The organism is Jatrophihabitans endophyticus, from assembly GCF_900129455.1.
Taxonomy (GTDB): Bacteria; Actinomycetota; Actinomycetes; order Mycobacteriales; family Jatrophihabitantaceae; genus Jatrophihabitans; species Jatrophihabitans endophyticus.
On the sequence record NZ_FQVU01000001.1, the window covers coordinates 850,528 to 876,022 of the forward strand.

At 72.1% G+C, this 25,495-nt stretch carries 27 protein-coding genes and 1 pseudogene; 18 read left to right on the forward strand and 10 right to left on the reverse strand.

The genetic code is table 11. The features are described 5' to 3' along the window. Positions 1-13: 13 nt before the first annotated feature. Together BUE29_RS03975 and BUE29_RS03980 are read right to left on the reverse strand one after the other, a co-directional pair. The gene (locus BUE29_RS03975; RefSeq protein ID WP_073386999.1) at positions 14-481 is read right to left on the reverse strand and encodes an SRPBCC family protein; all 468 of its coding nucleotides are present in this window, start codon (positions 479-481) and stop codon (positions 14-16) included. Further along, a complete protein-coding gene (locus BUE29_RS03980) occupies positions 471-815 on the reverse strand; it encodes an ArsR/SmtB family transcription factor (RefSeq protein ID WP_073386177.1) in 345 nt (114 codons plus the stop codon). The genes BUE29_RS03975 and BUE29_RS03980 overlap by 11 nt, the downstream gene beginning before the upstream one ends. 233 nt (positions 816-1,048) lie before the next feature. Between BUE29_RS03980 and BUE29_RS03985 the strand changes: the two genes are divergently transcribed. Continuing rightward, on the forward strand, positions 1,049-2,326 hold the full coding sequence (locus BUE29_RS03985) for an HNH endonuclease signature motif containing protein (RefSeq protein WP_073386180.1): 1,278 nt from the start codon (positions 1,049-1,051) through the stop codon (positions 2,324-2,326). Here the strand turns inward: BUE29_RS03985 and BUE29_RS03990 are convergent. Beyond that, positions 2,323-2,844, reverse strand: a complete 522-nt coding sequence (locus BUE29_RS03990) for a DUF6328 family protein (protein ID WP_073386182.1) — start codon at positions 2,842-2,844, stop codon at positions 2,323-2,325. The genes BUE29_RS03985 and BUE29_RS03990 overlap by 4 nt on opposite strands. 112 nt (positions 2,845-2,956) lie before the next feature. Here BUE29_RS03990 and BUE29_RS03995 point away from each other — a divergent pair, with 112 nt between their 5' ends. From BUE29_RS03995 to BUE29_RS04005, 3 genes are read left to right on the forward strand one after another with little or no spacing between them, the layout of a single operon-like run. Next, on the forward strand, positions 2,957-3,379 hold the full coding sequence (locus BUE29_RS03995) for a phage holin family protein (protein ID WP_073386184.1): 423 nt from the start codon (positions 2,957-2,959) through the stop codon (positions 3,377-3,379). 40 nt (positions 3,380-3,419) lie between these two features. Next, positions 3,420-3,899: a DUF3618 domain-containing protein gene (locus tag BUE29_RS04000; RefSeq protein WP_073386186.1), complete on the forward strand. Its 480-nt coding sequence runs from the start codon at positions 3,420-3,422 to the stop codon at positions 3,897-3,899. 34 nt (positions 3,900-3,933) lie between these two features. After that, positions 3,934-4,656 (forward strand): phosphatase PAP2 family protein, encoded by a 723-nt coding sequence (locus BUE29_RS04005; RefSeq protein ID WP_073386188.1) that lies wholly within the window; start codon positions 3,934-3,936, stop codon positions 4,654-4,656. Here BUE29_RS04005 and BUE29_RS04010 read toward each other — a convergent pair. Further along, complete coding sequence (locus tag BUE29_RS04010) at positions 4,571-6,343, reverse strand: gamma-glutamyltransferase family protein (RefSeq protein ID WP_073386190.1); 1,773 nt, start codon at positions 6,341-6,343, stop codon at positions 4,571-4,573. The genes BUE29_RS04005 and BUE29_RS04010 overlap by 86 nt on opposite strands. A 95-nt stretch (positions 6,344-6,438) precedes the next feature. On the opposite strand from BUE29_RS04010, the gene BUE29_RS04015 reads away from it, so the two are divergent. From BUE29_RS04015 to BUE29_RS23010, 4 genes are all read left to right on the forward strand, one after another. Next, positions 6,439-7,362 carry an ABC transporter ATP-binding protein gene (locus tag BUE29_RS04015; RefSeq protein WP_073387002.1) on the forward strand — a complete coding sequence of 308 codons (924 nt, stop codon included), beginning with the start codon at positions 6,439-6,441 and terminating at the stop codon, positions 7,360-7,362. Further along, a complete protein-coding gene (locus tag BUE29_RS04020) occupies positions 7,359-8,114 on the forward strand; it encodes an ABC transporter permease (RefSeq protein ID WP_073386192.1) in 756 nt (251 codons plus the stop codon). The genes BUE29_RS04015 and BUE29_RS04020 overlap by 4 nt, the downstream gene beginning before the upstream one ends. 64 nt (positions 8,115-8,178) lie before the next feature. Then, positions 8,179-12,063, forward strand: a complete 3,885-nt coding sequence (locus tag BUE29_RS04025; RefSeq protein ID WP_073386194.1) for a multifunctional oxoglutarate decarboxylase/oxoglutarate dehydrogenase thiamine pyrophosphate-binding subunit/dihydrolipoyllysine-residue succinyltransferase subunit — start codon at positions 8,179-8,181, stop codon at positions 12,061-12,063. 11 nt (positions 12,064-12,074) lie between these two features. Next, a complete protein-coding gene (locus BUE29_RS23010; RefSeq protein WP_234971340.1) occupies positions 12,075-12,251 on the forward strand; it encodes a DUF6104 family protein in 177 nt (58 codons plus the stop codon). Here the strand turns inward: BUE29_RS23010 and yczE are convergent. Together yczE and BUE29_RS04035 are read right to left on the reverse strand one after the other, a co-directional pair. Further along, positions 12,226-12,891, reverse strand: a pseudogene (yczE, locus tag BUE29_RS23605) (membrane protein YczE); the annotation flags it as partial. The gene BUE29_RS23010 and the pseudogene yczE sit on opposite strands and share 26 nt — an antisense overlap. A 14-nt stretch (positions 12,892-12,905) precedes the next feature. Continuing rightward, on the reverse strand, positions 12,906-14,078 hold the full coding sequence (locus tag BUE29_RS04035) for an NAD(P)-dependent malic enzyme (protein WP_234971341.1): 1,173 nt from the start codon (positions 14,076-14,078) through the stop codon (positions 12,906-12,908). 268 nt (positions 14,079-14,346) lie between these two features. On the opposite strand from BUE29_RS04035, the gene BUE29_RS04040 reads away from it, so the two are divergent. After that, positions 14,347-15,585, forward strand: coding sequence for a S53 family peptidase (locus tag BUE29_RS04040; protein WP_073386198.1), 1,239 nt, complete (start codon positions 14,347-14,349; stop codon positions 15,583-15,585). Here BUE29_RS04040 and BUE29_RS04045 read toward each other — a convergent pair. Beyond that, complete coding sequence (locus BUE29_RS04045; RefSeq protein WP_234971342.1) at positions 15,582-15,938, reverse strand: S24/S26 family peptidase; 357 nt, start codon at positions 15,936-15,938, stop codon at positions 15,582-15,584. The genes BUE29_RS04040 and BUE29_RS04045 overlap by 4 nt on opposite strands. Before the next feature lie 91 nt (positions 15,939-16,029). Here BUE29_RS04045 and sodN point away from each other — a divergent pair, with 91 nt between their 5' ends. From sodN to BUE29_RS04065, 4 genes are all read left to right on the forward strand, one after another. After that, complete coding sequence (sodN, locus tag BUE29_RS04050; protein ID WP_073386200.1) at positions 16,030-16,437, forward strand: superoxide dismutase, Ni; 408 nt, start codon at positions 16,030-16,032, stop codon at positions 16,435-16,437. Positions 16,438-16,519: 82 nt separating this feature from the next. After that, a complete protein-coding gene (locus BUE29_RS04055) occupies positions 16,520-17,113 on the forward strand; it encodes a histidine phosphatase family protein (protein WP_073387011.1) in 594 nt (197 codons plus the stop codon). Between the two features lie 29 nt (positions 17,114-17,142). Beyond that, positions 17,143-17,541, forward strand: coding sequence for an ATP-binding protein (locus BUE29_RS21785; RefSeq protein ID WP_073386203.1), 399 nt, complete (start codon positions 17,143-17,145; stop codon positions 17,539-17,541). Next, entirely contained in the window at positions 17,538-18,353 is an 816-nt protein-coding gene (locus tag BUE29_RS04065) for a SigB/SigF/SigG family RNA polymerase sigma factor (RefSeq protein WP_200800022.1), read from the forward strand. Before BUE29_RS21785 ends, BUE29_RS04065 begins: the two co-directional genes overlap by 4 nt. A 78-nt stretch (positions 18,354-18,431) precedes the next feature. On the opposite strand, the gene BUE29_RS04070 is transcribed toward BUE29_RS04065, so the two are convergent. Continuing rightward, entirely contained in the window at positions 18,432-18,863 is a 432-nt protein-coding gene (locus BUE29_RS04070) for a hypothetical protein (protein ID WP_084180665.1), read from the reverse strand. Positions 18,864-18,957: 94 nt separating this feature from the next. Between BUE29_RS04070 and BUE29_RS04075 the strand changes: the two genes are divergently transcribed. After that, complete coding sequence (locus BUE29_RS04075) at positions 18,958-19,890, forward strand: diacylglycerol/lipid kinase family protein (protein WP_073386210.1); 933 nt, start codon at positions 18,958-18,960, stop codon at positions 19,888-19,890. Positions 19,891-20,172: 282 nt separating this feature from the next. After that, the gene (locus BUE29_RS04080) at positions 20,173-20,424 is read left to right on the forward strand and encodes a WhiB family transcriptional regulator (RefSeq protein WP_073386214.1); all 252 of its coding nucleotides are present in this window, start codon (positions 20,173-20,175) and stop codon (positions 20,422-20,424) included. A gap of 56 nt (positions 20,425-20,480) precedes the next feature. Here BUE29_RS04080 and BUE29_RS04085 read toward each other — a convergent pair whose 3' ends face one another. Then, positions 20,481-21,986 (reverse strand): sensor histidine kinase, encoded by a 1,506-nt coding sequence (locus tag BUE29_RS04085; RefSeq protein ID WP_073386217.1) that lies wholly within the window; start codon positions 21,984-21,986, stop codon positions 20,481-20,483. A 150-nt stretch (positions 21,987-22,136) separates the two neighbouring features. Here BUE29_RS04085 and BUE29_RS04090 point away from each other — a divergent pair, with 150 nt between their 5' ends. Both BUE29_RS04090 and mctP read left to right on the forward strand, forming a co-directional pair. Next, positions 22,137-22,388 (forward strand): DUF3311 domain-containing protein, encoded by a 252-nt coding sequence (locus BUE29_RS04090; protein WP_073386219.1) that lies wholly within the window; start codon positions 22,137-22,139, stop codon positions 22,386-22,388. Further along, positions 22,385-24,166, forward strand: coding sequence for a monocarboxylate uptake permease MctP (gene mctP, locus BUE29_RS04095; RefSeq protein WP_073386222.1), 1,782 nt, complete (start codon positions 22,385-22,387; stop codon positions 24,164-24,166). The genes BUE29_RS04090 and mctP overlap by 4 nt, the downstream gene beginning before the upstream one ends. Here the strand turns inward: mctP and BUE29_RS04100 are convergent. Further along, positions 24,141-24,893, reverse strand: coding sequence for a class I SAM-dependent methyltransferase (locus BUE29_RS04100; RefSeq protein ID WP_073386225.1), 753 nt, complete (start codon positions 24,891-24,893; stop codon positions 24,141-24,143). The two genes, mctP and BUE29_RS04100, sit on opposite strands and share 26 nt — an antisense overlap. Positions 24,894-25,028: 135 nt before the next feature. Here BUE29_RS04100 and BUE29_RS04105 point away from each other — a divergent pair, with 135 nt between their 5' ends. Further along, positions 25,029-25,490: a tRNA (cytidine(34)-2'-O)-methyltransferase gene (locus BUE29_RS04105; protein ID WP_073387017.1), complete on the forward strand. Its 462-nt coding sequence runs from the start codon at positions 25,029-25,031 to the stop codon at positions 25,488-25,490. The last annotated feature ends 5 nt before the right edge of the window (positions 25,491-25,495 follow it).

Here is a 25,495-nt window from a genome sequence, read left to right on the forward strand (position 1 = left end):
CCCGTCGGTCGGCTCACGCCGGCTGTCGGAGCAGGTCCAGCAGACGACCGAGCACCGGGCCGCGCCAGCCACCACCCATGAAGCTGCGAGCGAGTTGCTGAGTCGGGTCGTCGGCGTCGAATCCGGCGTGTTCGAGGACGAGGCGGGTGCCGTCTCCCTCGGCGTGCAACGTCCAGGTGACCGTGGTGTCCATCGCGTGCGACGGGTCCGCGTCGCGCCAGCTGATCCGAAGCCGCTGCTGCGGCACGAGATCCAGGACCTCGCAGGCGATCAGCCCGGAGAAGCCGGTCTGCGCGACCGGGCGGGCACGGAGGACGAACCTCGTGCCGACGACGGGTCGGAAGTCGTTGGGCATCAGCCATTCGGCCATCAGGTCCGGCGTGGTGAGCGCGCGCCACACCTTCGCAGGTGGGTGCGGGAAGTACTGGTCGACCTCGATGCGGGTGAGGTCATCGGTCGTCGTCGTCTCGTCAGTCGTCATCGTCATCCATTCGGTCGAGGACACCGCCCAGCGCGGTCATCCGATCTCGCCAGAACCGCTCGTACGGTGTGAGCCACTCGACGAGCTCTGCCAACGGCTCCCCGGTGACGCGGTAGAAGCGGTGCCGACCCTGCTGTCGCTCCTCGATCAGACCCGCCTCCCGCAACGTCCGCAGGTGTTCGGACACACTCGGCCGGGCCATGTCGAACCGGCCGGCGAGGTCGCCCGCCGTGTGGTCGCCGCCGAGCAGTGCGTCGAGGATCTCTCGTCGGGTGGGGTTCGCGAGCGCGCCGAACACGTCGTCCAGCGGCTCGCTCTTCAGGCGGCGGGGCACCGGCGGTCGGTCCGCAGCGGGGAGCCGTTGCCGTCCGGGTCGGCGAGCGTCGCCTGCACGGTGCCGATGGTCATGCCACCACAATAGGTAGGTTTTCTCCTACGCGTCAACAGCAGGCTTTCTGCACCGTCCCTCGGTGACGACGACGGAGAACCCGGGCGCACAATCCTCGTCCGTCCACAGGCCGGTCTCGACGGTTGTCGAGTGTCTTGTCCGACGGTAGAATCGAACGCATGACCACAACGCTCGGTGACGCGGCGGACTCGCTGCTGACTACCGAGCTGTCGTCGTGGGACGAGTCCTGCCTGCTGGACACCTGGCGTGAGGTGGAGCGGCTGCGGAACCGGCTCGCGGCGATGGAGCATCGCTTCGTGGCGGAGGCGGAGCGGCGGGGGTTGCCGTTCACGTACGGGGCGCGGAACACGGCGGCGTTCGTGCGGGCGCTGTTGCGGGTGCATCCGCGCGAGGCGGTGGCGCGGGTGGCTGCCGCGTCGGCGGCGGCGCCGGTGACCACGTTGACCGGTGAGGTGGTGCCGGCGCCGTTCCCGCGGGTCGCGGCCGCGCAGGCCGAGGGCACGATCTCACCCCGCCATGCACAGACGATCGTCGCCGCCGTGGAGCGGCTGCCCGACGTGGTGCAGGTCGAGCACGGCGCCCGCGTCGAACAGGACTTGGTCGAGTACGCCGAGCAGTTCGATCCGCACCAGTTGGGGACGCTCGCGCTGCGGGTGACGACGCTGCTCGATCAGGACGGCACCCTGGCCGACGTCGCCTACCGCGAGCGGCACCGGGACCTGACGATCCGGCAACGCCCCGACGGGTCCGCGTCGATCACCGGCGAGGCGACCGCCGAGCTGGCCGAACGGCTGCTCACCGTACTGGACGCCTTGGCCGCGCCGAGACCCGCCGAAGGCGGGGTGCGGGATCCGCGCACCGCGGGGCAGCGCCGCCACGACGGCCTGCTCGACGCCCTCGATCTCGTGCAGCGGGCCGAACTGCTTCCGACCGTCGCGGGCATCTCCACGACGGTGTTGTTGACCGCGTCGGCCGAGGATTGGCAGACCGGCGGCGGCGTCACGACGACGGGTCACGGCGCGATCCTCCCCACCCGGGAGGCCATCCGCCTCTCCGGCGGCGACACCCGGGTGATGAACGTCGATCTCGACGGGCACGGCGCGGTCACCGGCCACACCGATGCGCGCAGACTGTTCACCGAGACCCAGCGCCTCGCCCTGATCGCCCGCGACGGCGGCTGCACCTTCCCCGGCTGCGACGTCCCCCCGGCCTGGACCCAAGCCCACCACGTGATCGACCACGCCCGAGGCGGCCCGACGACCATCGCCAACGGCACCCTCGTCTGCGGCCACCACCACCGACACCACCAGAGACAAGGCTGGCAATCGGTCATGAGAGACGGCCGACCCGCCTGGCTCCCTCCACCCTGGCTCGACCCCCACCGACGACCCCGGACCAACCCGCGCTACCGGACCGGAGCCGACCGCACCGACTAGTGGTGCTGTCCGGGCCGGCTCCGCCCGCGCGCCGGATCGTCGTCGGTGTCGGGGCGGCGGACGACGGCCGCCGGCATCACCACCCAGGTGACGACCGTGACCAGACCGAGCGCGCCGGTGATGCCGATGCCCCACCCGATGCCGACGACGACGGTGGTGATGAGCAGCACCGCACAGACGATCGCGATCCCGAGGAACGCGAGTCCGGCGACGGCCAATCGCCCCGTGATCATCACGAGCTCGTCCTTGCGGTGCCTCGCGAAGAGCACCCGGTGGGCGGCGACGGGAGCGATGAGCAGGACGGCCGCGAAGGCAGCGCTCGCGAGGGTGACGACGTAGCGGGTCCGCTCGGCGTCCGACAGTGTGGTGAAGCGTTGCTGAAAGGCGATGCCCAGCAGGAACGCGAAGAGGATCTGCACGCCGGTCTGCGCGACCCGCAGCTCCTGCAGCAGTTCGGCGTAGTTGCGGTCGAAGCGATGCGCCGCCGACTCGTCGCGCTCGTAACCCCGATGCGTCACGTCACCCGTCCCGTCCGTTGCCGACGCCGGAGGGGATACCCGGTCACGGGACGATCTGTCCCGCCGCCCCGTACACCGTTACTTTCGGGGCCGGAGTGGGGACTCATCCGGCATGACGTCATCAGCACCGCGGCCGGCCGGGTCCGCCACCGACGACGCGTCCATCGGCCAGCTCGCCTCCCAGCTCAGCGAACAGGTGTCGCGGCTCGTGCGCGACGAGCTCGCGCTCGCCCAGGCCGAGACCAAGGAGAAGGGCAAGAAGCTCGGGGTGGGCGCGGGAGCCTTCGGCGGCACCGCCGTGCTGGCCCTCTACGCGCTCGGCGTGTTGATCGCCGCCGCCGTGCTCGGCCTCGCCACCGCCGTCGATGCCTGGCTCGCCGCCGTCATCGTGGGCGTGGTGCTGCTGCTGATCGCCGGTGTGCTCGCTCTCGTGGGCAAGAGCAACGTGAGCAAGGCCAGTCCGCCGGTGCCGACCGACGCGATCCACAGCGTCCAGGCCGACGTCGATGCCGTGAAGGGTGCCGTCAAGCGATGACCACGATGACCACGACGGCCGCGACCAAGCGAGGGAAGCGATGAGCGACGAGACGAGCACCGCCGGCGCCGCCGGGGCACCCCAGGGTGATGCCACGAAGCGCGCCGACACGAGCGCCGACACGAGCGCCGACCGGGCGAAGGACGCGGCCACCGCGGGTGCCGCCGGGGCGCCGCAGGACGGTGCCCCCAAGAACCCCGACGAGATCAAGGCCGACATCGAGCAGACCCGCGCCCAGCTGGCGGAGACCGCCGACGCGCTGGCCGCGAAGCTGGACGTCAAGTCGCAGGCCGGCAAGAAGGTGCACGAGGTCGGCGAGAAGGCCTCGGCCAAGTACGACTCGGCGAAGCAGTCCGCACCGGCGCCGGTGCAACAGGCCCTCGGCAAGGTCGAGCATGCTGGCGCGCCGGTCGTGGCCAAGGCGGCCGAGGACAAGAAGCGGACGGCACTGATCGTCGGCGGCGCCGTGGCCGTGGTCTTCGTCGCCCTGCGCATCAAGAAGCGTCGCTCGTCGTCCTGACCTGGCACCGCCGCGCAGCAGGGACGCTGCCGGGATGACGTCGCCACGCCGGCCGTTGCCGATCGCCGCAACGGCCGGCGTGGCGTTTCTCGTCCTGACCGCCCTCGTGGCGACGCGGTGGTCGCCGCTGCTGTCGCTCGACCGGGCCACCGCCGACACGCTCGACCGCGCGACGGCGCCGCATCCGCTGCTCGTGCACGCCTGGCGCACGATCAGCGCCGTGGGTCAACCGCTCACCTGGCAGCTCGTGTCGCTGACGGTCGCGATCCTGCTGTGGCGCGCGGGCGCGGTCCGACGGGCCGTCCTCGTCGCGGGATCGGTGCTGGTGGCCGGTCTGCTCAGCCGCATCGTCAAGGCGCTGGTCGGGCGCGCACGGCCCACCGTGCCGGACCCGATCGCCCACGCCGGCGGGTACTCCTTCCCGAGCGGGCACTCGCTGCTGTCGTTCGTCGCCGTGGGGGCCCTGCTGATCGTCGCCGTCCCCCGACTGGCCGGGGCCGCGCGGATGGTCACCCTCGCCGCCGGCGCGCTCGTCGTCGTCCTCGTCGGCGTCAGCCGACTGACCCTCGGGGTCCACTACGCGAGCGACGTCGTGGCCGCCTGGCTGCTGGGCACGGCCTGGCTCGCCATCGCGCTGGCCGCGCTGCGGCGGCCGCTGCCCGGCCGACGGCTCACCGGCCGGCCGCGTACCCCTGTGCGCCCCGCGGATTGGCGCCGGCGCGCAAGACGCCGTCGGGGTCGCGAGAGACCGCGCTGAGCCGGCCGAGCGTCCACCCGTCCACGACGGTGACGTCGTGGCCGCGGCGGCGCAGCTCGGCGATCGTCCCCGCCCCGACCCGCTCCTCGACGACGGCGCCGCGCGGGCTCGCGTCGCGCGGGAAGAACGACGACGGGAAGTGCGTGCTGTGCCACGTCGCGGCGTCGATCGCGGCCTGCAGGTTCAGCCCGAACACGGTGTGGAACAGCCAGAACTGCAGCTGCCACTGATCCTGCTGGTCCCCGCCCGGCGTGCCGAACGCCAGGTACGGTGCGCCGTCGCGGAGCGCAAGCGACGGCGACAGCGTGGTGCGCGGGCGCTTGCCGGGCGCCACCGAGTTCGGCAACCCGGGCTGCACGCTGAACATCTGTGCGCGTGTCCCCAGCCCGAAGCCGAGCGACGGGACGACGGGCGAGCTCTGCAGCCAGCCCCCGCTCGGGGTCGCCGAGATCATGTTGCCGAAACGGTCGACGACGTCGACGTGGCACGTGTCGCCGCGGGTACCGCCCCGCGCGTCGACGGCGGGGCCGACGTCGATCGTCGGCTCACCGGTGCCCGCCGCACCCTCGGCGACGCCGAAGCGGGCCAGCACCGGCTCGCGCCCGTCGGGACGGCCGGGTCGCAGGTCACGGCTCGCCTCGTCCCCCACCAGCGCGCGGCGCTCGTCGGCGTACGCGCTCGACAACAACGTGGCGAGCGGGACGTCGGGAACGTCGCCGTAGAACGCCTCCCGGTCGGCGAAGGCCAGCTTCGCGCACTCCAGCACGACGTGGACGAGCTGCGGGTCGTTCACGCCGGTGTCGGCGAGGTCGAAGCCGGCGAGCAGCGCGAGCTGCTGCAGCAGCACCGGTCCCTGCCCCCAGGCCGCCGTCTTCGCCACCCGGTAGCGGCCCACGTCGAGCGTCGCCGGCGCCTCGAGCGGGGTCTGCCACCGGGCGAGGTCGGCGGCCGTGAGCACGCCCGCGTGCGGCGTGCCCGACGTGTCCATCAGCGGCGTCCGCACGAACTGCTCGATCGCCGCGGCGACGCCACCGCGGTAGAACTCGTCGCGGGCCGCGGCGATGCCCGCCCCCCGGTCGCCGGCCGCGGCGGCGATGCCGGCGAGCCGTTCGTACGTGTCGGCCAGTGCGGGGTTCGTCAGCCGCGACCCGACGGCGGGCACCGTGCCGCCGGGCAGCCACACCGCCGCCGACGTCGGCCAGTGGTCGCGGAACAGCTGCTCGACCGCGGTGATCGTGCGCGCGATCGCCGGCAACACCGGGTACCCGCGCCGTGCGTACCCGATCGCGGGCGCGAGGACGTCGGGCAGCGACATCGACCCGAACCGGTCGAGCAGCGTGCACCACGCGTCGAAGGACCCGGGCACGGTCGCGGCGAGGTGCCCGGTGCCGGGCACGAGGTCGAGGCCGAGGTCGGCGAACAGCTCCGGCGTCGCCGCGGCTGGTGCCGGCCCCTGCCCGGCCACCACCTGCACGTCGGCGCTCCCCGCCGTCGCCACCAGCATCGGCACCTCACCACCGGGCCCGTTCAGGTGCGGCTCGACGACCTGCAGCGTGAAGCCGGCCGCGGCCGCCGCGTCGAAGGCGTTCCCACCGCGCTCCAGCACGCCCATGCCGACGGCGGACGCGAGCCAGTGCGTCGAGCCGACCATGCCGAAGTCGCCGACCAGCTCGGGACGGGTGGTCATCGAGGGTGTCGCGCCGCTGCTCACACCGTCATCCTGCCCCGGTGCCGGTTGTGGCTTCCCACGGTGAGCCGCATGCGCATGGTGGGATGGCCGGCATGACCGCCCCGCCGATCTCCCGCGACCCCGCCGCCGGGCGGATCGTCGTCGAGGGCCTGACCAAGCAGTTCCGCAGCGTGCGGGCGGTCGACCAGCTGAGCTTCACCGTGGAACCCGGTTCGGTCACCGGCTTCCTCGGCCCGAACGGCGCCGGCAAGACCACGACGCTGCGCATGGTGCTCGGCCTCGTCTCCCCGTCCGCCGGCAGCGCGACGATCGGAGGGCAGCCCTACCGGCAGCTCGCCGCGCCGTCGCACGCGGTGGGCGCGGCGCTCGAGGCGTCGTCGTTCCACCCGGCTCGCTCCGCCCGCAACCACCTGCGGGTGCTGTGCATTGCGGCGGGCCTGCCGGTGGGGCGCGCCGACGAGCTGCTGGGCCTCGTCGGGCTCACCGACGCCGCACGGCGCAAGGTGCGCGGCTACTCGCTCGGCATGCGGCAGCGGCTCGGGCTGGCGCAGGCGCTGCTCGGCGACCCCGCGGTGCTGATCCTCGACGAGCCGGCCAACGGCCTCGACCCGGAGGGCATCCGCTGGCTGCGCGGGCTGCTGCGTCACCTCGCCGACGAGGGACGCACCGTGCTCGTGTCGAGTCATCAGCTGAACGAGGTCCAGGAGATCGCGGACCGGGTGGTCATCCTCAGCCGGGGCCGGCTGGTCCGCCAGGGGACGATCGCCGAGCTGACGGCCGGCACCGACCGGGTGGTCGTCCGCTCCCCCGACCCGGCCCGCCTGCACGAGGCGGTCGCGCGCGCCGGCGGGGACGTCACGCCGCTCGACGCCACCGGCATGCAGGTGCGCGGCCTCGACGCCGCACAGATCGGGCACGTCGCGTTCACCGAGGGGATCGAGCTGCACGAGCTCTCCGCCCGACGAACCGATCTCGAAGACCTGTTCTTCGAGCTCACCGCAGGCGGCCCCCGATGATCCGCCTGATCCGCGCCGAGCTGCTCAAGCTGCGCACCACCCAGGTCTGGTTCTGGCTGCTGCTGGCCACCGTGGCCGTGAGCGTCCTGCTGGTGGTCGCGCAGATCGCGCCGTCCGACGGTGTCCGAGACGCGAGCCAGGTCCCCGACCTCTTCTCCTCCGCCGCGAACGGCTACGTCGTCGTCTTCGTGCTGGGCGTCCTCGGCATCACGACCGAGTTCCGCTACCAGACGATCACGCCGACGGTGCTCATCACGCCGTCGCGTTGGGCCGTCGTCACCGCGAAGATGATCACCTACGCGCTGGTCGGGATCGTCTACGCGTTGGCCGCCACGCTGGCCGAGCTCGTGGTCGCGGTGCCGTGGCTCGCGGCCGAGGACGTCGATGTCGACTTCGGCAACGGCGACGTGCAGCACGCGGTCGTCGGGGTCTTCGCCGTGCTGGCGCTCTTCGGCATCGTGGGCCTGGGCATCGGGGCGCTGCTGCGCAACCAGATCGTGGCCGTCGTCGTCGGCATCGTCTACCTGATCGTGCTGCAGCCGATCATCTCGGCCGTCCCCGGCCTCAAGCAGATCTTCCCGTACACGCCCGGTGGTGCGGTGATCTCGATCCTGCACACCGGGGGCGGCGACGCCACGATCGGCAACCTGACCCTGCTGCCGACCGCCGGCGGCGTGGTCGCCCTGCTGCTGTGGGCCTTCGTCCCCGCCGTGCTCGGTGCGCAGTTCACGCTGACCCGCGACATCACCTGACGTCGAACGTCGTGTCGGGCACACCGTCCGCGCGTGCGCATGCCCGGACCAGGCGTAACGCGTAATGTCACGGGTACAGCCGGTGCACGGGAACCAGACACGCCAGATTGAGGACGGCCGAGACGTGGCGACGGACCAGTCGACTGACAACCCCTCCACCCGCGGCGACTTCGGCGCCAACGAATGGCTCGTCGAGGACATGTACGAGCGCTACCTCGACGATCCGCACAGCGTGGACGCCGCCTGGCACGACTTCTTCGCCGACTACCGCCCCGGCACCGCGTCGGCCCCCGGCTCTTCGTCGGCGAACGGCACCGCGTCGGCGAACGGCGCCGCGCGAACCGGAACCGCTGACCCTTCCGACACCGCCGAGTCCACCGAGACCTCGGACACCGAACCCGGTCGCTCCCCGTCGGCCGGCGTCCCCGAGCAGGCCGCGCCGGCCCGGACGTCGCCCGCCCCCACGGACTCGCCGGCGGCCGCCCCCGCTGCCCCGGCGTCGGACCAGAACCGCCCGACGCCCGCCGCGTCCACCGACGAGGGCAAGGCCCCCGAGGCGCCGGCGGCCGAGAACGCGAAGGCGGCCCAGCCCGCACCGAGCGCGCCCGCCCCGAAGGTCGAGGGCCCCGGCCGCGCCCCGCTGCGCGGCGCCGCCGCCCGCGTGGTGACGAACATGGAGCAGTCGCTGCACGTGCCCACCGCGACCAGCGTGCGCGCGGTGCCGGCGAAGCTGCTCTTCGACAACCGGGTCGTGATCAACAACCACCTGCGCCGTGCCCGCGGCGGCAAGGTCAGCTTCACCCACCTCATCGGCTACGCCGTCGTGAAGGCGCTCGGCGTGCACCCGGAGATGAACAACGCCTTCGCCGAGGTCGACGGCAAGCCGATGCTCGTCACGCCCGAGCACGTCAACCTGGGCATCGCGATCGACCTCGCCGGCAAGAACGGCGCCCGATCGCTCGTGGTGGCGTCGATCAAGGGCGCCGAGACGCTGGACTTCGCGGCGTTCTGGAACGCCTACGAGGACATCATCCGGCGTGCCCGCAACGGCAAGCTCACCACCGACGACTTCGCCGGCACCACCATCAGCCTGACCAACCCCGGCACCATCGGCACCAACCACTCCGTGCCCCGGCTCATGCAGGGCCAGGGCACGATCGTGGGCGTCGGCTCGATGGAGTACCCGGCCGAGTTCAGCGGCATGAACCCCGCTGCCCTGCTCGACCGTGCGATCAGCAAGATCATGACGCTGACCTCGACCTACGACCACCGCATCATCCAGGGCGCGCAGTCGGGCGAGTTCTTGAAGGTCGTCCACGAGCTGCTGCTCTCCGACGCGTTCTACGACGAGATCTTCGCGGCGCTGAAGATCCCCTACGAGCCGGTGCGCTGGCTGGTCGACCGCGACTTCACGCACGAGGGCCAGATCGGCAAGAACGCCCGGGTCATCGAGCTCATCAACGCCTACCGCACCAACGGCCACCTGATGGCCGACACCGATCCGCTCGAGTTCACCGTCCGCAGCCACCCCGACCTCGACATCACCCGCCACGGCCTCACGCTGTGGGACCTCGACCGCGAGTTCCCGGTCGACGGGTTCGCCGGCGAGAAGCTGATGACGCTGCGCGACATCCTCGGCGTCCTGCGCGACGCGTACTGCCGCCGGGTGGGCGTCGAGTACATGCACATCACCGACCCCGCCCAGCGCCGCTGGCTGCAGGAACGCATCGAGATCCAGCAGGGCCAGCCCAGCCGGGACGAGCAGCTGCACATCCTGGGCCGCCTCAACGTCGCCGAGGCGTTCGAGACGTTCCTGCAGACCAAGTACGTCGGGCAGAAGCGGTTCAGCCTCGAGGGCGGCGAGACCGTCATCGCGCTGCTCGACCGCGTGCTCGCCGAGGCCGCCGACCAGGACCTCGACGAGGTCGTCATCGGCATGCCCCACCGCGGCCGGCTCAACGTGCTGGCCAACATCGTCGGCAAGCCCTACGCCAAGATCTTCAACGAGTTCGAGGGCAACATCGACCCGGGCACCGCGCAGGGCTCCGGCGACGTCAAGTACCACCTCGGGGCCGACGGCACGTTCACCTCACCCAGCGGCCACGAGATCGCGGTCTCGCTCACGGCGAACCCGTCGCACCTGGAGGCCGTCAACCCGGTGCTCGAGGGCATCGTGCGCGCCAAGCAGGACAAGCTCGACAAGGGCGACGACGGCTTCACCGTGCTGCCCGTGCTGATGCACGGCGACGCCGCGTTCGCCGGGCAGGGCGTCGTGGCCGAGACCCTGAACGTCTCGCAGCTGCGCGGCTACCGCACCGGTGGCACCGTGCACGTCGTCGTCAACAACCAGGTCGGGTTCACGACCTCGCCGTCGTCGTCGCGCTCCTCGCTGTACTGCACCGACATCGCCCGCATGATCTCGGCGCCGATCTTCCACGTGAACGGCGACGACCCCGAGGCGTGCGTCCGCGTCGCCGAGCTCGCGGTGCAGTACCGCCGCGAGTTCCGCAAGGACGTCGTCATCGACATGGTCTGCTACCGGCGCCGGGGCCACAACGAGGCCGACAACCCCTCGTTCACCCAGCCCATGATGTACGACATCATCGACGCCAAGCGCAGCGTGCGAAAGCTCTACACCGAGGCCCTGGTCGGGCGCGGCGACATCACGCTCACCGACGCCGAGGCCGCGCTGAAGGACTTCCAGGCGCAGCTGGAGAAGGTCTTCGTCGAGACCCGCGACGCCAGCGACAAGGCGGCACCGCAGCACGAGATCGAGCGCGAGACGCCGTCGCAGCAGGTGACCACCGCGATCAGGGCCGAGGTCATCAAGCGGATCGCCGAGGCCTACGCGAACCCGCCGGAGGGCTTCACCCTCCATCCGAGGTTGAAACCACAGATCGACCGGCGCGTCGCCATGGCGAGCTCGGGCAAGGTCGACTGGGCCACCGCGGAGCTGTTCGCGTTCGGGTCGCTGGTCATGGACGGCCGCACCGTCCGGCTCTCGGGCCAGGACTCCCGTCGCGGCACCTTCACGCAGCGGCACGCCACCCTCATCGACCGCAACACCGGCGAGGAGTACACCCCGCTCAAGCAGCTCGGCGAGGACCAGGCGCCCTTCTTCCCCTACGACTCGCTGCTCAGCGAGTACGCCGCGGTCGGCTTCGAGTACGGCTACTCGGTGGCGCGCGAGGACGCCCTCGTGTGCTGGGAGGCGCAGTTCGGCGACTTCGTCGACGGCGCGCAGACCGTCATCGACGAGTTCATCTCCGCCGGCGAGGCCAAGTGGGGCCAGCGCTCGGCGGTGACGCTGTTGCTCCCCCACGGCTACGAGGGGCAGGGGCCCGACCACTCGTCCGCGCGGCCCGAGCGCTTCCTACAGCTGTGCGCCGAGAACAACATGACCGTCGCCATGTGCTCGTCGCCGGCCAACTACTTCCACCTGCTGCGCCGGCAGGGGCTCTCGCCGGTGCGGCGGCCGCTCATCGCGATGACGCCGAAGTCGCTGCTGCGCCTCAAGGCCGCGGTGAGCGAACTGGACGACTTCACCACCGGCACCTTCGCGCCGGTACTGCCCGACCTGTCCGCCGACGCGGGGAAGGTCACCCGGGTGCTGCTGTGCGCCGGCAAGATCTACTACGACCTCGTCGCCGAGCGGGAGAAGTCCGGCCGTGACGACGTCGCGATCGTGCGGGTGGAGCAGCTCTACCCGCTGCCCGCGGCCGAGATCAGGGCGCAGCTCGCGACGTACCGCGACGCCGAGGTCGTGTGGGTGCAGGAGGAGCCGGCGAACCAGGGCGGATGGCCGTTCATGGCGCTGAACCTCCCCGAGCACCTCGAGGGGCGCGGCCTGCGACTCGCCTCGCGCCGGGCGTCGGCGTCCCCCGCCGTGGGGTCGCTGTCGGTCCACGAGGCGCAGCAGCGCGAGGTCGTCACGACGGCCTTCGGCTGAGGACGGCACCGGTGTACTTCACCGATCGCGGCATCGAGGAGCTCGTGTCGCGCCGGGGCGACGAGCAGGTCAGCGTCGCGTGGCTCGGCGACCGGCTGCAGAGCTTCGTCGACCAGCACCCGGAGTTCGAGACGGCGATCGACCGGCTCGCCACCTGGCTCGCCCGCGACGACGAGGAGGACGAGTAGCGGCCGCGCGCCCGGGCTCGCGGACGTCGAACAGCGGCAGGAAGAACTGCGTCAGCGGCCCGATCGCGAGTGCGAACAGCACCGTCCCCACGCCGACCGTCCCACCGAGCAGCCAGCCCACCACGAGCACGGTGAGCTCCAGCCCGGTGCGCACCAGCCGGATCGAGCGGCCGGTACGGCGGGCCAGCCCCGTCATCAGCCCGTCGCGAGGTCCGGGGCCGAGGTTGGCGCCGATGTACATGCCGGTGGCCACGCCGAGTGCGACGATGCCGCCGAGCAGCTCGCCCCATCGCACCCACAGCGGGGCATGGGCGGGCAGCAGCTCGAGCGACACGTTCACCGAGACGCCGACGAGCACCGCGTTGCTGATCGTGCCGAGCCCGGGTCGCTGCCGCAGCGGGATCCAGAACAGCAGCACCACCGCGCTCATGACGATGGTGACCGTGCCGATCGCCAGCCCGACACGCTCGCTGATGCCCTGGTGCAGCACGTCCCAGGGATCGAGGCCGAGCCGGGCGCGGACGAACATCGCGCACGCCAGGCCGTAGAGCCACAGCCCGAGGTAGAGCTGGACGAGGCGTCGGGGCAGCCGGCGCGGGCGGACGCTCCTCGACGCCGGTCCGCGCGGCGCGGGTGGCACGGGTGGCACGGGCGTCAGCTCGGCGCCGCGAGCGCGACCCCGTCGACGACCGCCTGCCGGGCCACGGCGGCGGCCACCGCCGGGGCCACCCGGGCGTCGAACGGGGTCGGCACGATGTACTGCGGCGTGAGCGCCTCGGCGACGACGTCACCGAGCGCCGTCGCCGCCGCCAGCTTCATGCCCTCGGTGATGGCGGTGGCGCCGGCGTCGAACGCGCCGGCGAACACGCCCGGGAAGGCCAGGACGTTGTTGATCTGGTTGGGGTAGTCGCTGCGCCCGGTGGCGACGACCGCGGCGTAGCGGTGCGCGACCTCGGGGTCGACCTCCGGGCGAGGGTTGGCCAGCGCGAACACGATCGATCCGGGCGCCATCCGCTTGACCGCGTCCTCCTCGACCAGCCCGGCACTGAGCCCGAGGAACACGTCGGCGTCGACGAGGGCGTCGGCGAGCGATCCGGTGAGCCCGGCCCGGTTGGTCGTCGCGGCGAGCTCGGCCTTGACCGGTGTGAGGTCGGCCCGCCCGCCGTGGACGATGCCCTTGGAGTCGGCGACGGCGATGTCGCCGATCCCGGCCGCCAGCAGGATCTTCGTGCAGGCGACACCGGCAGCGCCGGCGCCGGAGACCACGACCCGGAGGTCCGCCAGCGTGCGCCCGGTGACGGTCGCCGCGTTGCGCAGCGCGGCGAGCGTGACGATCGCGGTGCCGTGCTGGTCGTCGTGGAAGACCGGGATATCGAGCCGGTCGCGCAGCCGTGCCTCGATCTCGAAGCAGCGCGGCGCGGAGATGTCCTCGAGGTTGATGCCGCCGAAGGACGGCGCGATGCGCTCGACGGTCTCGACGATCTCGTCGGCGTCGGTGGTCGACAGCACGACCGGGACGGCGTTGAGCCCGGCGAACTCGCTGAACAGCGCCGCCTTGCCCTCCATCACCGGCAGCGCCGCGGCCGGGCCGATGTTGCCGAGACCGAGGACGGCCGTCCCGTCGCTGACGACCGCGACGAGGCGCGAGCGCCACGTGTAGTCGCGGGCGCGGGCCTCGTCCTCGGCGATCACCGAGCAGACCTCGGCCACGCCCGGCGTGTAGGCCAGCGAGAGCGATTCGCGGTCGACGAGCGGCAGCGTGCTCGCCAGCCGCAGCTTGCCGCCCTCGTGCGCACGGAACACCGCATCCTGCGGATCGAACCCCACCTGCTGCTCCTGCTCGAACGTCTGGATCCTTGCGCCAGTCCGGTGCGGTGCGGCCAGGTTGCGGCCGCGCCGTGAACGGCTACGGGGTTCGCCCGTCGCATTCAGTCTGTCACGCGGCTCCGCGCGGCCGGACACGCCCGATTTCTCCGGTTCTGTCTGGACGTACCCGATTCCACCGGGCACGATATGCCCACATTCATCACCGACGCACAGCGAAAGGGCTTGCTCCGCCCCCATCCGTCGCCCTCAACCCGAGGAGACCCCGCACATGATCCGAACCACGTCCCCGACGAGGCGACTCGTCGTCGCACTCGCCGCCGGTGCGAGCACCGTCGCGGCCACCGCCGCCGCCCTCGCCACCCCTGCCACGGCCTCACCCGCACCCTCGGCCGCGCCGGCGGCCGGCACCCGTGTCCCCGCCGCCCAGTTCGCGGCCAAGGCCCACGGCAACGAGCGCACGTGCGCCACGGCCGCCGCCGGGTACGCCGCCTGTCTGGCGCGCGTCGTCACCGACCGGGCCGGCAAGCCGCTGGCCACGAGCACGCCGGCCGGGTACGGCCCGGCCGACCTCAGCTCGGCGTACAAGCTCGCGGGGACGTCGAGCGGCGGCAAGACCGTCGCGATCGTCGACGCCTACGACGCGCCCACCGCCGAGGCGGACCTCAAGGTCTACCGCGCCCAGTACGGCCTGCCCGCGTGCACCAAGGCCAACGGCTGCTTCACCAAGGTCAACCAGAGCGGCGGCAGCTCGCTGCCGGCGGCCGACGCCGGCTGGGCCACCGAGATCAGCCTGGACCTCGACATGGTGTCGGCGGCGTGCCCCGACTGCAAGATCCTGCTCGTCGAGGCCAACTCGCCGTCGTTCGCCAACCTCGGGGCCGCCGTGAACTACGCCGCGTCGCGGGGTGTCGCCGCGATCAGCAACAGCTACGGCGGCAGCGACTCGAGCGCGACGTCGGCCTACGACCACCCCGGCATCGCCATCACCGCCTCGACCGGGGACGCCGGGTACGAGGTCGAGTCGCCGGCCAGCTTCAAGGGCGTGGTCGCGGTGGGCGGCACCAGCCTGAGCACGTCGTCGAACGCGCGCGGCTGGACCGAGAAGGCGTGGAGCGGCGCGGGCAGCGGCTGCTCGACCATCAACGCGAAGCCCAGTTGGCAGACGAGCGCGACCAGCTGCTCGAAGAAGGCCACGGCGGACGTCTCCGCGGTGGCCGACCCCAACACCGGCGTCGCGGTCTACGACTCGACGCCCTACGAGGGCAGCTCGGGCTGGCAGGTCTACGGCGGCACCAGTGCCTCCGCACCGATCATCGCGAGCGTCTACGCCCTCGGCGGGAACCTGTCCGGTTATCCGGCGTCCTACACCTGGGCGCACAGCAGCGCGCTGAACGACGTCACCAGCGGGTCGAACGGCTCGTGCACGACGACGAAGTGGTGCACCGCCGGCACCGGCTGGGACGGTCCGACCGGGCTCGGCACCCCCAACGGGGTGAGCGCCTTCTAGCGGCCGCGCGACGACTCCGGCTCACCGGGCCGGTCGCGACGGACGATCCGTCGTGGCCGGCCCGGTGCCAGTCGGAGCACGACCCGCCCCTCGACGTCGGCGACGCCGTGGGTGTCGCTGTCGCCGCCGGCGAACGGGTTGTCCGAGGCCAGCCACCAGCCCGCACCGGTCCGACGGACGGCGCGCTTGACGACGAGCCGGTCGGGCAGGTCGCGGAACCGCGCGAGCACGACGTCGCCCGCCGCGACCCGGCGCGGGCCGACCGCGACCACCAGGTCGCCGGAGCGCAGCGTCGGCACCATGGACGGCCCCGAGACCAGCACCCGGCGCCACGGCCAACGACGTCTTCTCACCTGATAACCGCAGCCTTCGGACGGGCAGTGTGCCAGGAGTAGGGTCGAAATCGTCCCGGCTCTTCGCAACGATCCTGGAGGTCACAAGGCTATGCGCCTGCTCCGCACCACGACCGCGACCACCGTCGCACACGCGCACTGCGACCTGCCCTGCGGCGTCTACGACCCCGCGCAGGCCCGTATCGAGGCCGAGTCGGTCAAGGCCATCATGGAGAAGTACCAGGGCAACGACGACCCGGTCTTCCGCACCCGCGCGCTCATCATCAAGGAACAGCGTGCCGAGCTCGTGAAGCACCACCTCTGGGTGCTGTGGACCGACTACTTCAAGCCCCCGCACTTCGAGAAGTACCCGCAGCTGCACGAGCTGTTCAACAAGGCCACCAAGGCCGCCGGCGCCGCGGGCGGCAAGGGCGAGGTCGACCCCGCCAAGGGCGACGAGCTCCTCGGGCTGATCCAGGAGATCGACACGATCTTCTGGGAGACGAAGCAGGCGTCCTGACGCCACCGGGAGTACACGCGTGACCACGCCGAAGGCCGGCTCCGACCAGGAGCCGGCCTTCGACTCCTATCCCGTCCGCGGTCTGGCCGACGACGCCGAGGTCTGGCTCGTCCGCCACGGCGAGACCGAGTGGAGCAAGTCCGGGCAGCACACCGGGACCACCGACATCCCCCTGACCGAGGACGGCGAGCGGCAGGCCGCTGCCCTGCGGGCGCTGCTCGCCGACGTCGACCCGGTACTCGTGCTCGCCAGCCCGCGCAGCCGCGCCGTCGAGACCGCCCGCCTCGCCGGGCTGACGGTCGACGAGACCGTCGAGGACCTCGGCGAGTGGAACTACGGCGACTACGAGGGCCGCACGACCCCGGACATCCGCCGCGAGGTGCCGGGCTGGACTATCTGGTCGCACGGCTGCCCGGGCGGCGAGGCCCCCGCCCAGGTGCAGGCCCGCGCCGACCGCGTGCTGCGCCGCGTCGCCGAGCGGGTCGGCGACGGCCCGGTCGTGCTCGTCGGCCACGGCCACTTCAGCCGTGCACTGGGCGCACGCTGGATTGGGCTGCCGGTCACCGGCGGCGCCAACCTGCTGCTGAGCACGGCCACCACGTCGGTGCTCGGCGCCCAGTACGGCACCCCTACGCTGCGGTACTGGAACCTGCCCAACCCCACCACCCAGAGCTGACCACCGCCGCACACAGAGCCGAGGAGCCCATGACGACCCCGGAACAGGTTGGAACCGACGTCGACGTCATCGAGGTGCGCACGCCCGCCGACGTCGCCTACGTGTCCACCCTGCGCTTGACCGCGGCCAGCCTCGCCTCCCGCTGCGATCTCACGATCGACGACATCGAGGACCTCCGGCTCGCCGTCGACGAGGCGTGCGCGCTGCTGCTGCCGCACGCCACCGTCTCGTCCCCGCTCGACGCGCGCTTCGAGGTCGGTGCCGGCGAGCTGCGGGTCCACACCAGCGTCGCGACGTCCGGCCCCGCCGACCCCGACCGCGACGGGTTCGCCTGGACGGTCCTCGGGGCGCTGGCCACCGCCGTGGACGTCGACGCCGGGGCCGACCGGCTCACCATCACGGTGGCCAAGAAGCGCGAGCCGCAGTGACGGCTTCGACCGGCAACCAGCGACCGAGCCGGGACCACGGCCAGGCCGCGAAGCTCCTCGCCGAGCTGCACGAGCTCCCCGAGGACAGCCCGCGTCGCCGCACCCTGCGCGACCGGCTCGTCGAGCAGCACATGCCGCTCGTCGTGTACCTCGCCCGCCGCTTCTCCGGCCGCAACGAGCCGATGAACGACCTCGTCCAGGTCGGGGCGATCGGCCTGATCAAGGCGATCGACCGCTTCGACCCCGAACGCAAGCTCGAGTTCTCGACCTACGCGACGCCGACCATCCTCGGCGAGATCAAGCGCCACTTCCGCGACACCGGCTGGCTCATCCACGTGCCCCGCCGGGCGCAGGAGCTGCAGACGACGCTCAACGCCGCCCGCGCCGATCTCAGCCAGGAGCTCGGTCGCGCCCCCACGGTCAAGGAGATCTCCGAACGCATCGAGGTGGACGAGGACACCGTCCTCGAGGCCCTCGACGCGGCCCGGGCGTACTCCGGCGTGCCCATCGACGTCCTCGCCGCACCGGGTGAGAACGTGCCCGAGCACCCGATGCTTGGCATCATCGACGAGGGCTTCGACCAGGTCGAGCAGCGCGCGATGCTGCGCAAGGTCATCGCCAACCTGCCCGAGGCCGAGCGCGAGATCCTGCTGCTGCGCTTCATCGCGAACAAGACGCAGACCGAGATCGCGGCCATCGTGGGCGTCTCGCAGATGCAGGTGTCGCGCCTCGTGGCCCGCGGGCTGCGCCGGCTGCGCGAGAGCCTGGGTGCCCCCGAGCCGCCGACCGAGCCGCGACGCCGCAAGAGCTGACGCCCGCCTCCCCCCGCTTTTGGCGGCTGAGCGCAGCATGCTGCGCTCAGCCGCCAAAAGCGGGGGGTGGGGTGGTCCTCAGTCCGGCGGGACGCGGTCCAGCGCCTCGCGGGCAGGGGGCGTGAACAGCAGGTAGAGGACGGCGAGCGCGGCGACCAGGATCGGTCCGCCCCAGAGGACGCGGCTGGCCTGGAAGGCGAGGCTGTACGCCACCGGCAGCGCCAGCAGCTGGATCACCACCATGGGCGTGCGCGCGGCCGGACGCAGCAGCTGCAGCGACCGGGCGCCGAGCAGCAGCGCCGCTGCCCCGCCGTAGGCCATGAGTGCGCCGAGCAGGCTGCGCAGCACGCCGCCGGGATGGCCGAAGATCGTGCCGTAGACGAGGAAGGTCCCCGCCGCGACGAGGCCGAGGGCCTCCAGCCCGAGGATCGCGCAGGCGACCCGGATCGGTGACGGCACCGGATCGGGCGTCCCGGCGACGTCGTCCGGTCCGCCGTCCGCCTCGCTCACCGAATCAGCCTAGCGACGCCGCTGCCGCCGTTCGGAGCACCCTCGCCCCGTCGGGCCGGGCCGCGCCCGCGCGGGGTCAGTAGGCTGGCCGACCGTGCGTGTTCTCGTCGTGACCAACCCGCGGGCCACCGCCATGAGCGATCGCGAGCGCGACGTCCTGGCGCACGCCCTCGCCAGCGACGCCGAGCTCGAGGTGGCCGAGACCGCGAACCGTGGCCACGCCGCCGCCCTCGCGTGCCGCGCGATGCGCAACGGCACCGACGTCGTGGTGGCCCTCGGCGGCGACGGGACCGTGAACGAGGTCATCAACGGCCTGCTGACCGACGGCGTCCACGACGGGGTCCCGGCCTTGGGCGTGGTGCCGGCCGGCTCGACGAACGTGTTCGTGCGTGCGCTGGGCCTGCCCAACGACCCCATCGAGGCGACCGGCTCGCTGCTGGAGGGGCTGCGTTCGGGCAGCCGTCGCTCGGTGAGCATGGGCATGGCCGACGACCGCTACTTCTGCTTCGCCGCCGGCCTCGGCTTCGACGCCGCGATCGTGCACGGCGTGGAGCGCAAGCGACGTCAGGGCAAGCGCTCGACGCACGTCCTGTACAGCCGGGTGGGGGTCTCGGAGTTCTTCCGGGCCGATCGTCGGCATCCGAAGCTGCACGTCGAGCTCGCCGACGGCACGCGCATCGAGGACGTCTTCTTCGCCGTCGTCACCAATGCCGACCCGTGGACCTACGTCGGCAACCGGCCGCTGCGCCCGACGCCGGACGTCGACTTCGACACCGGCCTGGGCCTCTACGCCCGGCGCCGGATGCGCACGCTCGGCGTGCTGGTGAGCATGGCGCGACTCTCCGGCAAGCGCCCGCGAATAGGGCGTTTCGGCGCGCGGGTCGTCCAGGATCTCGATCACATCACCGTCGTCGCGGACGAGCCGATGCCGTTCCAGGTGGACGGCGACGCCCTGGATTCGCGGGAGAAGGTGACCTTCCGGGCGGTGCCGGACGCGATCCGCGTCGTGGTCGCGCCGCCCGGATAGCGCGCCACGGACAAGATCACCGGCGCGGGACCCTCGACCCGGACTGCGATGACGCGTACCGTCGCCCGAGGTCGGTGGACAACCGGAAAACGCTGTCACGGCGATTTTGCGGGACCACCGAGGAAAACGACGAACACACGTCCGTGCGCCGCCACGGACCCTGCGAACCGGTGACGTGCATCGCGGGTCCTTGAACGATGCGCACGCTCGTGAAAGGATTCACAAGCGTGTGGTCGAGCGAGAACCTGCTCGCACCCGCGCCGAGTGAGGAGAAATCGACTGATGGACTGGCGGCACCGCGCGATATGCCGTGACGAGGACCCCGAGCTGTTCTTCCCGATCGGGAACACGGGACCCGCGATACTGCAGATCGAGCAGGCGAAGGCGGTCTGCCGACGCTGCCCGGTCATCCAGGACTGCTTGACCTGGGCCCTCGAGTCCGGCCAGGACGCCGGCGTGTGGGGTGGGCTCTCCGAGGACGAGCGCCGCGCACTGAAGCGGCGCAACGCCCGGGCCCGCGCCCGGCTGGCCTGAACACCGGGACGAACCGGGACCACCGCAGCGCTCGGCCGTCCCCGACGTCGTCGGGGTCAGCGTCGTCGGGGCGTCAGCGGCAGGTCCAGCACCGCGTCCGTGCCCCGGCCGCGTGGGTTGGGTCGGTAGGACACCTCGCCGGACAGCTCGGCCGACACCAGGGTGTTGACGATCTGCAGCCCCAGCCGGTCGGACTTGCCGCCGGTGAACCCCTCGGGCAGCCCCACGCCGTCGTCGCGGATGGTGACGGTCAGCCGGCCACGCCGGCGCCGGGCGAGCACGGTGACCATCCCCTCCCCGTCCTCGGGGAACGCGTGCTCGATCGCGTTCTGCACGAGCTCGGTGAGGACCAGCACCAGCGGCGTGGCCGCCGCGGCGGGCACGACGCCGAACGATCCCTCGCGGACCGCGTCCACCCGCTGCGCGGAGCCCATGACGTCCGAGAGCATCGAGAGCAGCCGGTCGACGATGTCGTCGAACTCCACCGCCTCCTCGATCGACACCGACAGCGTCTCGTGCACGAGCGCGATCGACTGCACGCGCCGCATCGACTCCTCGAGCGCCGCGCGCGCCTCGGGCACCGCGACGCGCCGCGCCTGCAGCCGCAACAGCGCCGCGACCGTCTGCAGGTTGTTCTTCACCCGGTGGTGGATCTCGCGGATCGTCGCGTCCTTGCTCATGATCTGCAGGTCGCGTCGGCGCAGCTCGGTGACGTCCTGCATGAGCAGCAGCGCGCCGAGGGTCTCCCCGCGGGGGCGCAGCGGCCACGCCCGGAACAGGATCGTGGCGCCCCGGCCCTCGACCTCGATGCTGGCGGGGTGACCGCCGTCGATCGCGTCGGCGACGGCGGCGGCGAGGTCCGTGGCGTCGAACGGGTCGTCGGCCACCGAGCTGGTCAGTGCGTCGATCGGCTCGCTGAGCACCGGGCCGGTGACGCCGAGCCGCGAGAACGCCGACAGCGCGTTCGGACTGGCGTAGATGATCGTGCCGTCCGGCTCGAGGCGCGCCAGACCGTCCCCCACGCGTGGACCCGCCCCCTCCTCGGGCCGTGAGTCGGCGGCCGGGAACGTGCCGTCGGCGACCATGCCGGCCAGGTCGGCCGCGCTCTGCAGGTACACCAGCTCGAGCTGGCTCGGCGTCCGCACGCTCGCGAGGTTCGCGTCGCGGCCGATGACGGCGATGACCTCGTCACCGAGACGCACCGGGATCGCCTCGCGCCGGATCGGCAGGTCGCCCTCCCAGTCCGGGTCCACCTCGCGGAAGATGCGTGACTCGGCCAGCGCGATGCGCAGCGGCGCCACGCGGTTGCCCTGCAGCACGACGCCGACCTGGTCGTGCTGGTAGGCCGTCGGTCCGGTCGTCGGACGACACTGCGCGACGCAGAGGAAACCGGGGACCGCACCCGCCTCGGCCGCGGGCACCGCGACCGGGACCCACAGCAGCAGGTCGGCGAAGGCCAGGTCGGCGAGCAGCTGCCACTCCCCCACCAGCCGTGCGATGTGGTCGACCTGGGCGTCGTCCAGGCGGGTGCGGACGGCGAGGGTGTCGGTGAGCGCGGACACGTACCGAGCCTGCCATCACCGACCCGGCACCGCGGCAGCCGGGTGGGACGCACCGGCACGGGGTGGACCTTTCCACCCCGATCGGTACTAGGGTCCGACCAGACCGGACGCCCCACCGTCGTCGCCGTCTCGTCGTGCCGAGGAGCCGCCATGTCCACCCCGTCGAACGACCGGCCCCCGGTGCGCCGACCACGACTGTCGCCGGCGGCGACCGTGGCCGTCGTCGTGCTGCTGGCGATCCCGTGCGTCGCGCTCGCCGCGGTGCCGCTGTACTCGCGCGAGGACCCGAAGATCGCGGGCTGGCCGTTCTTCTACTGGTTCCAGCTGCTCTGGGTGATCCTCACGCCGATCATGACCTACGCGGCCTACGTGATCATCAAGCGCTCGCGGGGCGAGCGGTGAGCACCGTGGCCGCGGGCGGCGGCGTCAACGGCGTCGAGCTCGGCGTCGTCGTCTTCTTCTTCGTCGTCGTGACGTTCGGCGGCTTCGTCGCGGTGCGCTGGCGGCGCGCAGACTCCATGGACAGCCTCGAGGAATGGGGCCTCGGCGGCCGCGGGTTCGGCACCGTCGTCACCTGGTTCCTGCTCGGCGGTGACCTCTACACCGCGTACACCTTCGTCGCCGTGCCGGCCGCCATGTTCGCGACCGGAGCGGTCGCCGGGTTCTTCGCCGTGCCGTACACGATCGTCGCCTACCCCATCGTCTTCGTCTTCCTGCCCAGGTTGTGGAGCGTGGCGCAGCGGCGCGGTTACGTGACCCCCGCCGACTTCGTCCGCGGCCGGTACGACAGCCGCGTGCTGGCGCTCGCGGTCGCGCTGACCGGCATCGTCGCGACGATGCCCTACATCGCGCTGCAGCTCGTCGGGATTCAGGCGGTGTTCGACACCATGGGGCTGGGCGGCTCGGGCAACGTCCTCGTCCGGGACCTCCCGCTGATCATCGCCTTCGCCGTGCTCGCGGCGTACACGTACTCGTCGGGTTTGCGCGCACCTGCGCTCATTGCGTTCGTCAAGGACACCCTGATCTACATCGTCATCGTCGTCGCGATCGTCTACGTCGCGGCGAAGATCGGCTTCGACGACATGTTCACCGCGGCCAAGACGAAGATGACGACGCCACTGCCGTCGGGCATGCCGACCGGCACGTTCGTCACGGGCAAGGGGACGTACTGGGCCTACGGGACGCTCGCGTTCGGCTCGGCGCTGGCGTTGTTCATGTACCCGCACTCGATGACCGCGGTGCTCGCGAGCCGGCGACGCAACACGATCCGGCGCAACACCGCGATCCTGCCGGCCTACTCGCTGATGCTCGCCCTGCTCGCGCTGCTGGGCTTCGCGGCGATCCACCAGGTCGGTGCCGGCAAGATGAACGTGTTCGGGCAGGACGGCGTCGCCAACGCCCAGCTCGCCGTGCCGCACTTCTTCCAGTCCGTGTTCCCGTCCTGGTTCGCCGGCGTCGCCTTCGCCGCCATCGCGATCGGCGCGCTCGTGCCGGCGGCGATCATGTCGATCGCCGCGGCCAACCTGTTCACCCGCAACATCTATCGCGAGTTCCTGCACCGCGACGCCTCGCCCAAACAGGAGGCGCGGGTCTCGAAGATCGTCTCCATCGTGGTGAAGTTCGGCGCGCTGCTGTTCGTGCTCGGCCTGGACAAGCAGAACGCGATCAACATGCAGCTGCTCGGCGGTGTGTGGATCCTGCAGACGCTCGTGGCCGTCGTCTCCGGGCTGTACACGCGGTGGTTCCACCGCTGGGCGCTGCTCACCGGCTGGGCCGCCGGCATGCTCTACGGCACGATCGAGGCCTACCTGCAGACCGCGCCCGCGTCGACCACCAAGCTCGTCGACGGCAAGCCGCAGGTCACCGTGAACGGCACGCGCCACTTCGCCGCGTCCATCGCCGAGATCCCCTTCACCCACACCAAGGTCTACATCGGCATCACCGCGTTGGTGATCAACATCATCGTCGCCGTGGTGGTCACGCTGCTGCTGCGCGCGCTGCGCGCGCCCGCGGGCGTCGACCAGACCGCACCCGAGGACTACTGGTCGGACAAGGCCAACCCGACGGTCGTGTTGGAGGCGGAGCGGGAGACGGCAGGGCACGAGGCGACGGGCGCGAGCGGGCCCGGTGGGGCGACGGGCCGCGGGCCGACGCTCAGCGGCGAGTCGACGCGACCGTGACGATCTCGGGGCTGTCGGCGGTGAACGGGCCGCGGTCCCAGTCGCCGTAGCGCTCGTCGACGTCGAAGCCGGCGACGGCGAGCAGCTGGTCCAGCCCCGCCGCCGGGAGGAAGCGCAGCGTGCTGCGGCTAACGAGCGGCTCGGGGCGGCCGGTCACCGCGAAGGTCTCGGTGAAGGTCACGTGCGCCGCGCCGCCGTCCTCGTGCCGGACCTGTTCGAGGTCGTGCCGTACCCGCACGGCGCGCCCCCGGGCGTCGCGCACCTCGACGACGTCGTCGGATGTCCATCGCTCCCAGGGCCGTACGACGGGGTTGCGGGTCTCGAAGGCGAAGCGTCCGCCGGGGACGAGGGCCCGGCGGACGGCCGCGAGCAGCTCGAGCGCGGCGGCGTCGTCCGGCAGCACCTGGAAGGCGTGCCCGGTCATGTACACGAACTCGAACCCCGCCACGAAGCCCGCCGCCGGGAGGTAGCCGAGACGCCACTCGACGTCGTCGCGGCGCCGCGCCTGCGCGAGCATCCCGGCGGCCGGGTCGAGGCCGACGAGCCGTCCTTCGTGACCGCTGTCGCGCAGCTGGTGCAGCATGGCCCCCGTCCCGCAACCGACGTCCAGCACGCTGCGAGCCGAGCGGGCGAGCTCGAGATAGAACGTCTCGTCCGGGCCACCGTGCCGCTCGATCAGGTCGTAGAGGGACGCGAGGTAGTCGTCGTCGAAGGAGGCGTCGGGCACCTCCCGATCATGGCGGCCGAGGGCGGACGGGCAACCCAGTTTCCGGATGCCGCCGTCCCGCGATCTTCCGGCGTGGGACGACGCCGGACGCGCGTGCTGCAGGAGGACCCGCGCACCGTGCCACTACGGTGGAGCGTGTTTCACGTCGTCTTCGTCGAGCCCCGCATCCCGCCGAACACCGGCAACGCGATCCGGCTCGTCGCCGCCACCGGCGCGCACCTGCACCTCGTCGAGCCGCTCGGGTTCACGATGACCGACGCGCAGCTGCGACGGGCCGGGCTCGACTACCACGATCTCGCGACCGTCACCGTGCATCCCGACCTCGACGCGCTGTGGGCCGAGCTCGGGACGGCGCGCGTGTACGCCTTCACCGCCTCGGCGCGGACGTCCTACGCCGACATCGCCTACCGGCGCGGCGACGTGCTGCTGTTCGGGCCCGAGCCGACCGGCCTCGCCCCCGAGGTCCTCGCCGACCCGCACGTCACCGAGCGGGTGCGGATCCCGATGCTGCCCGGCCGTCGCTCGCTCAACCTGTCGAACTCCGCTGCCGTCGCCGCCTACGAGGCGTGGCGGCAGCACGGTTTCGCCGAGGACTGAGCGGG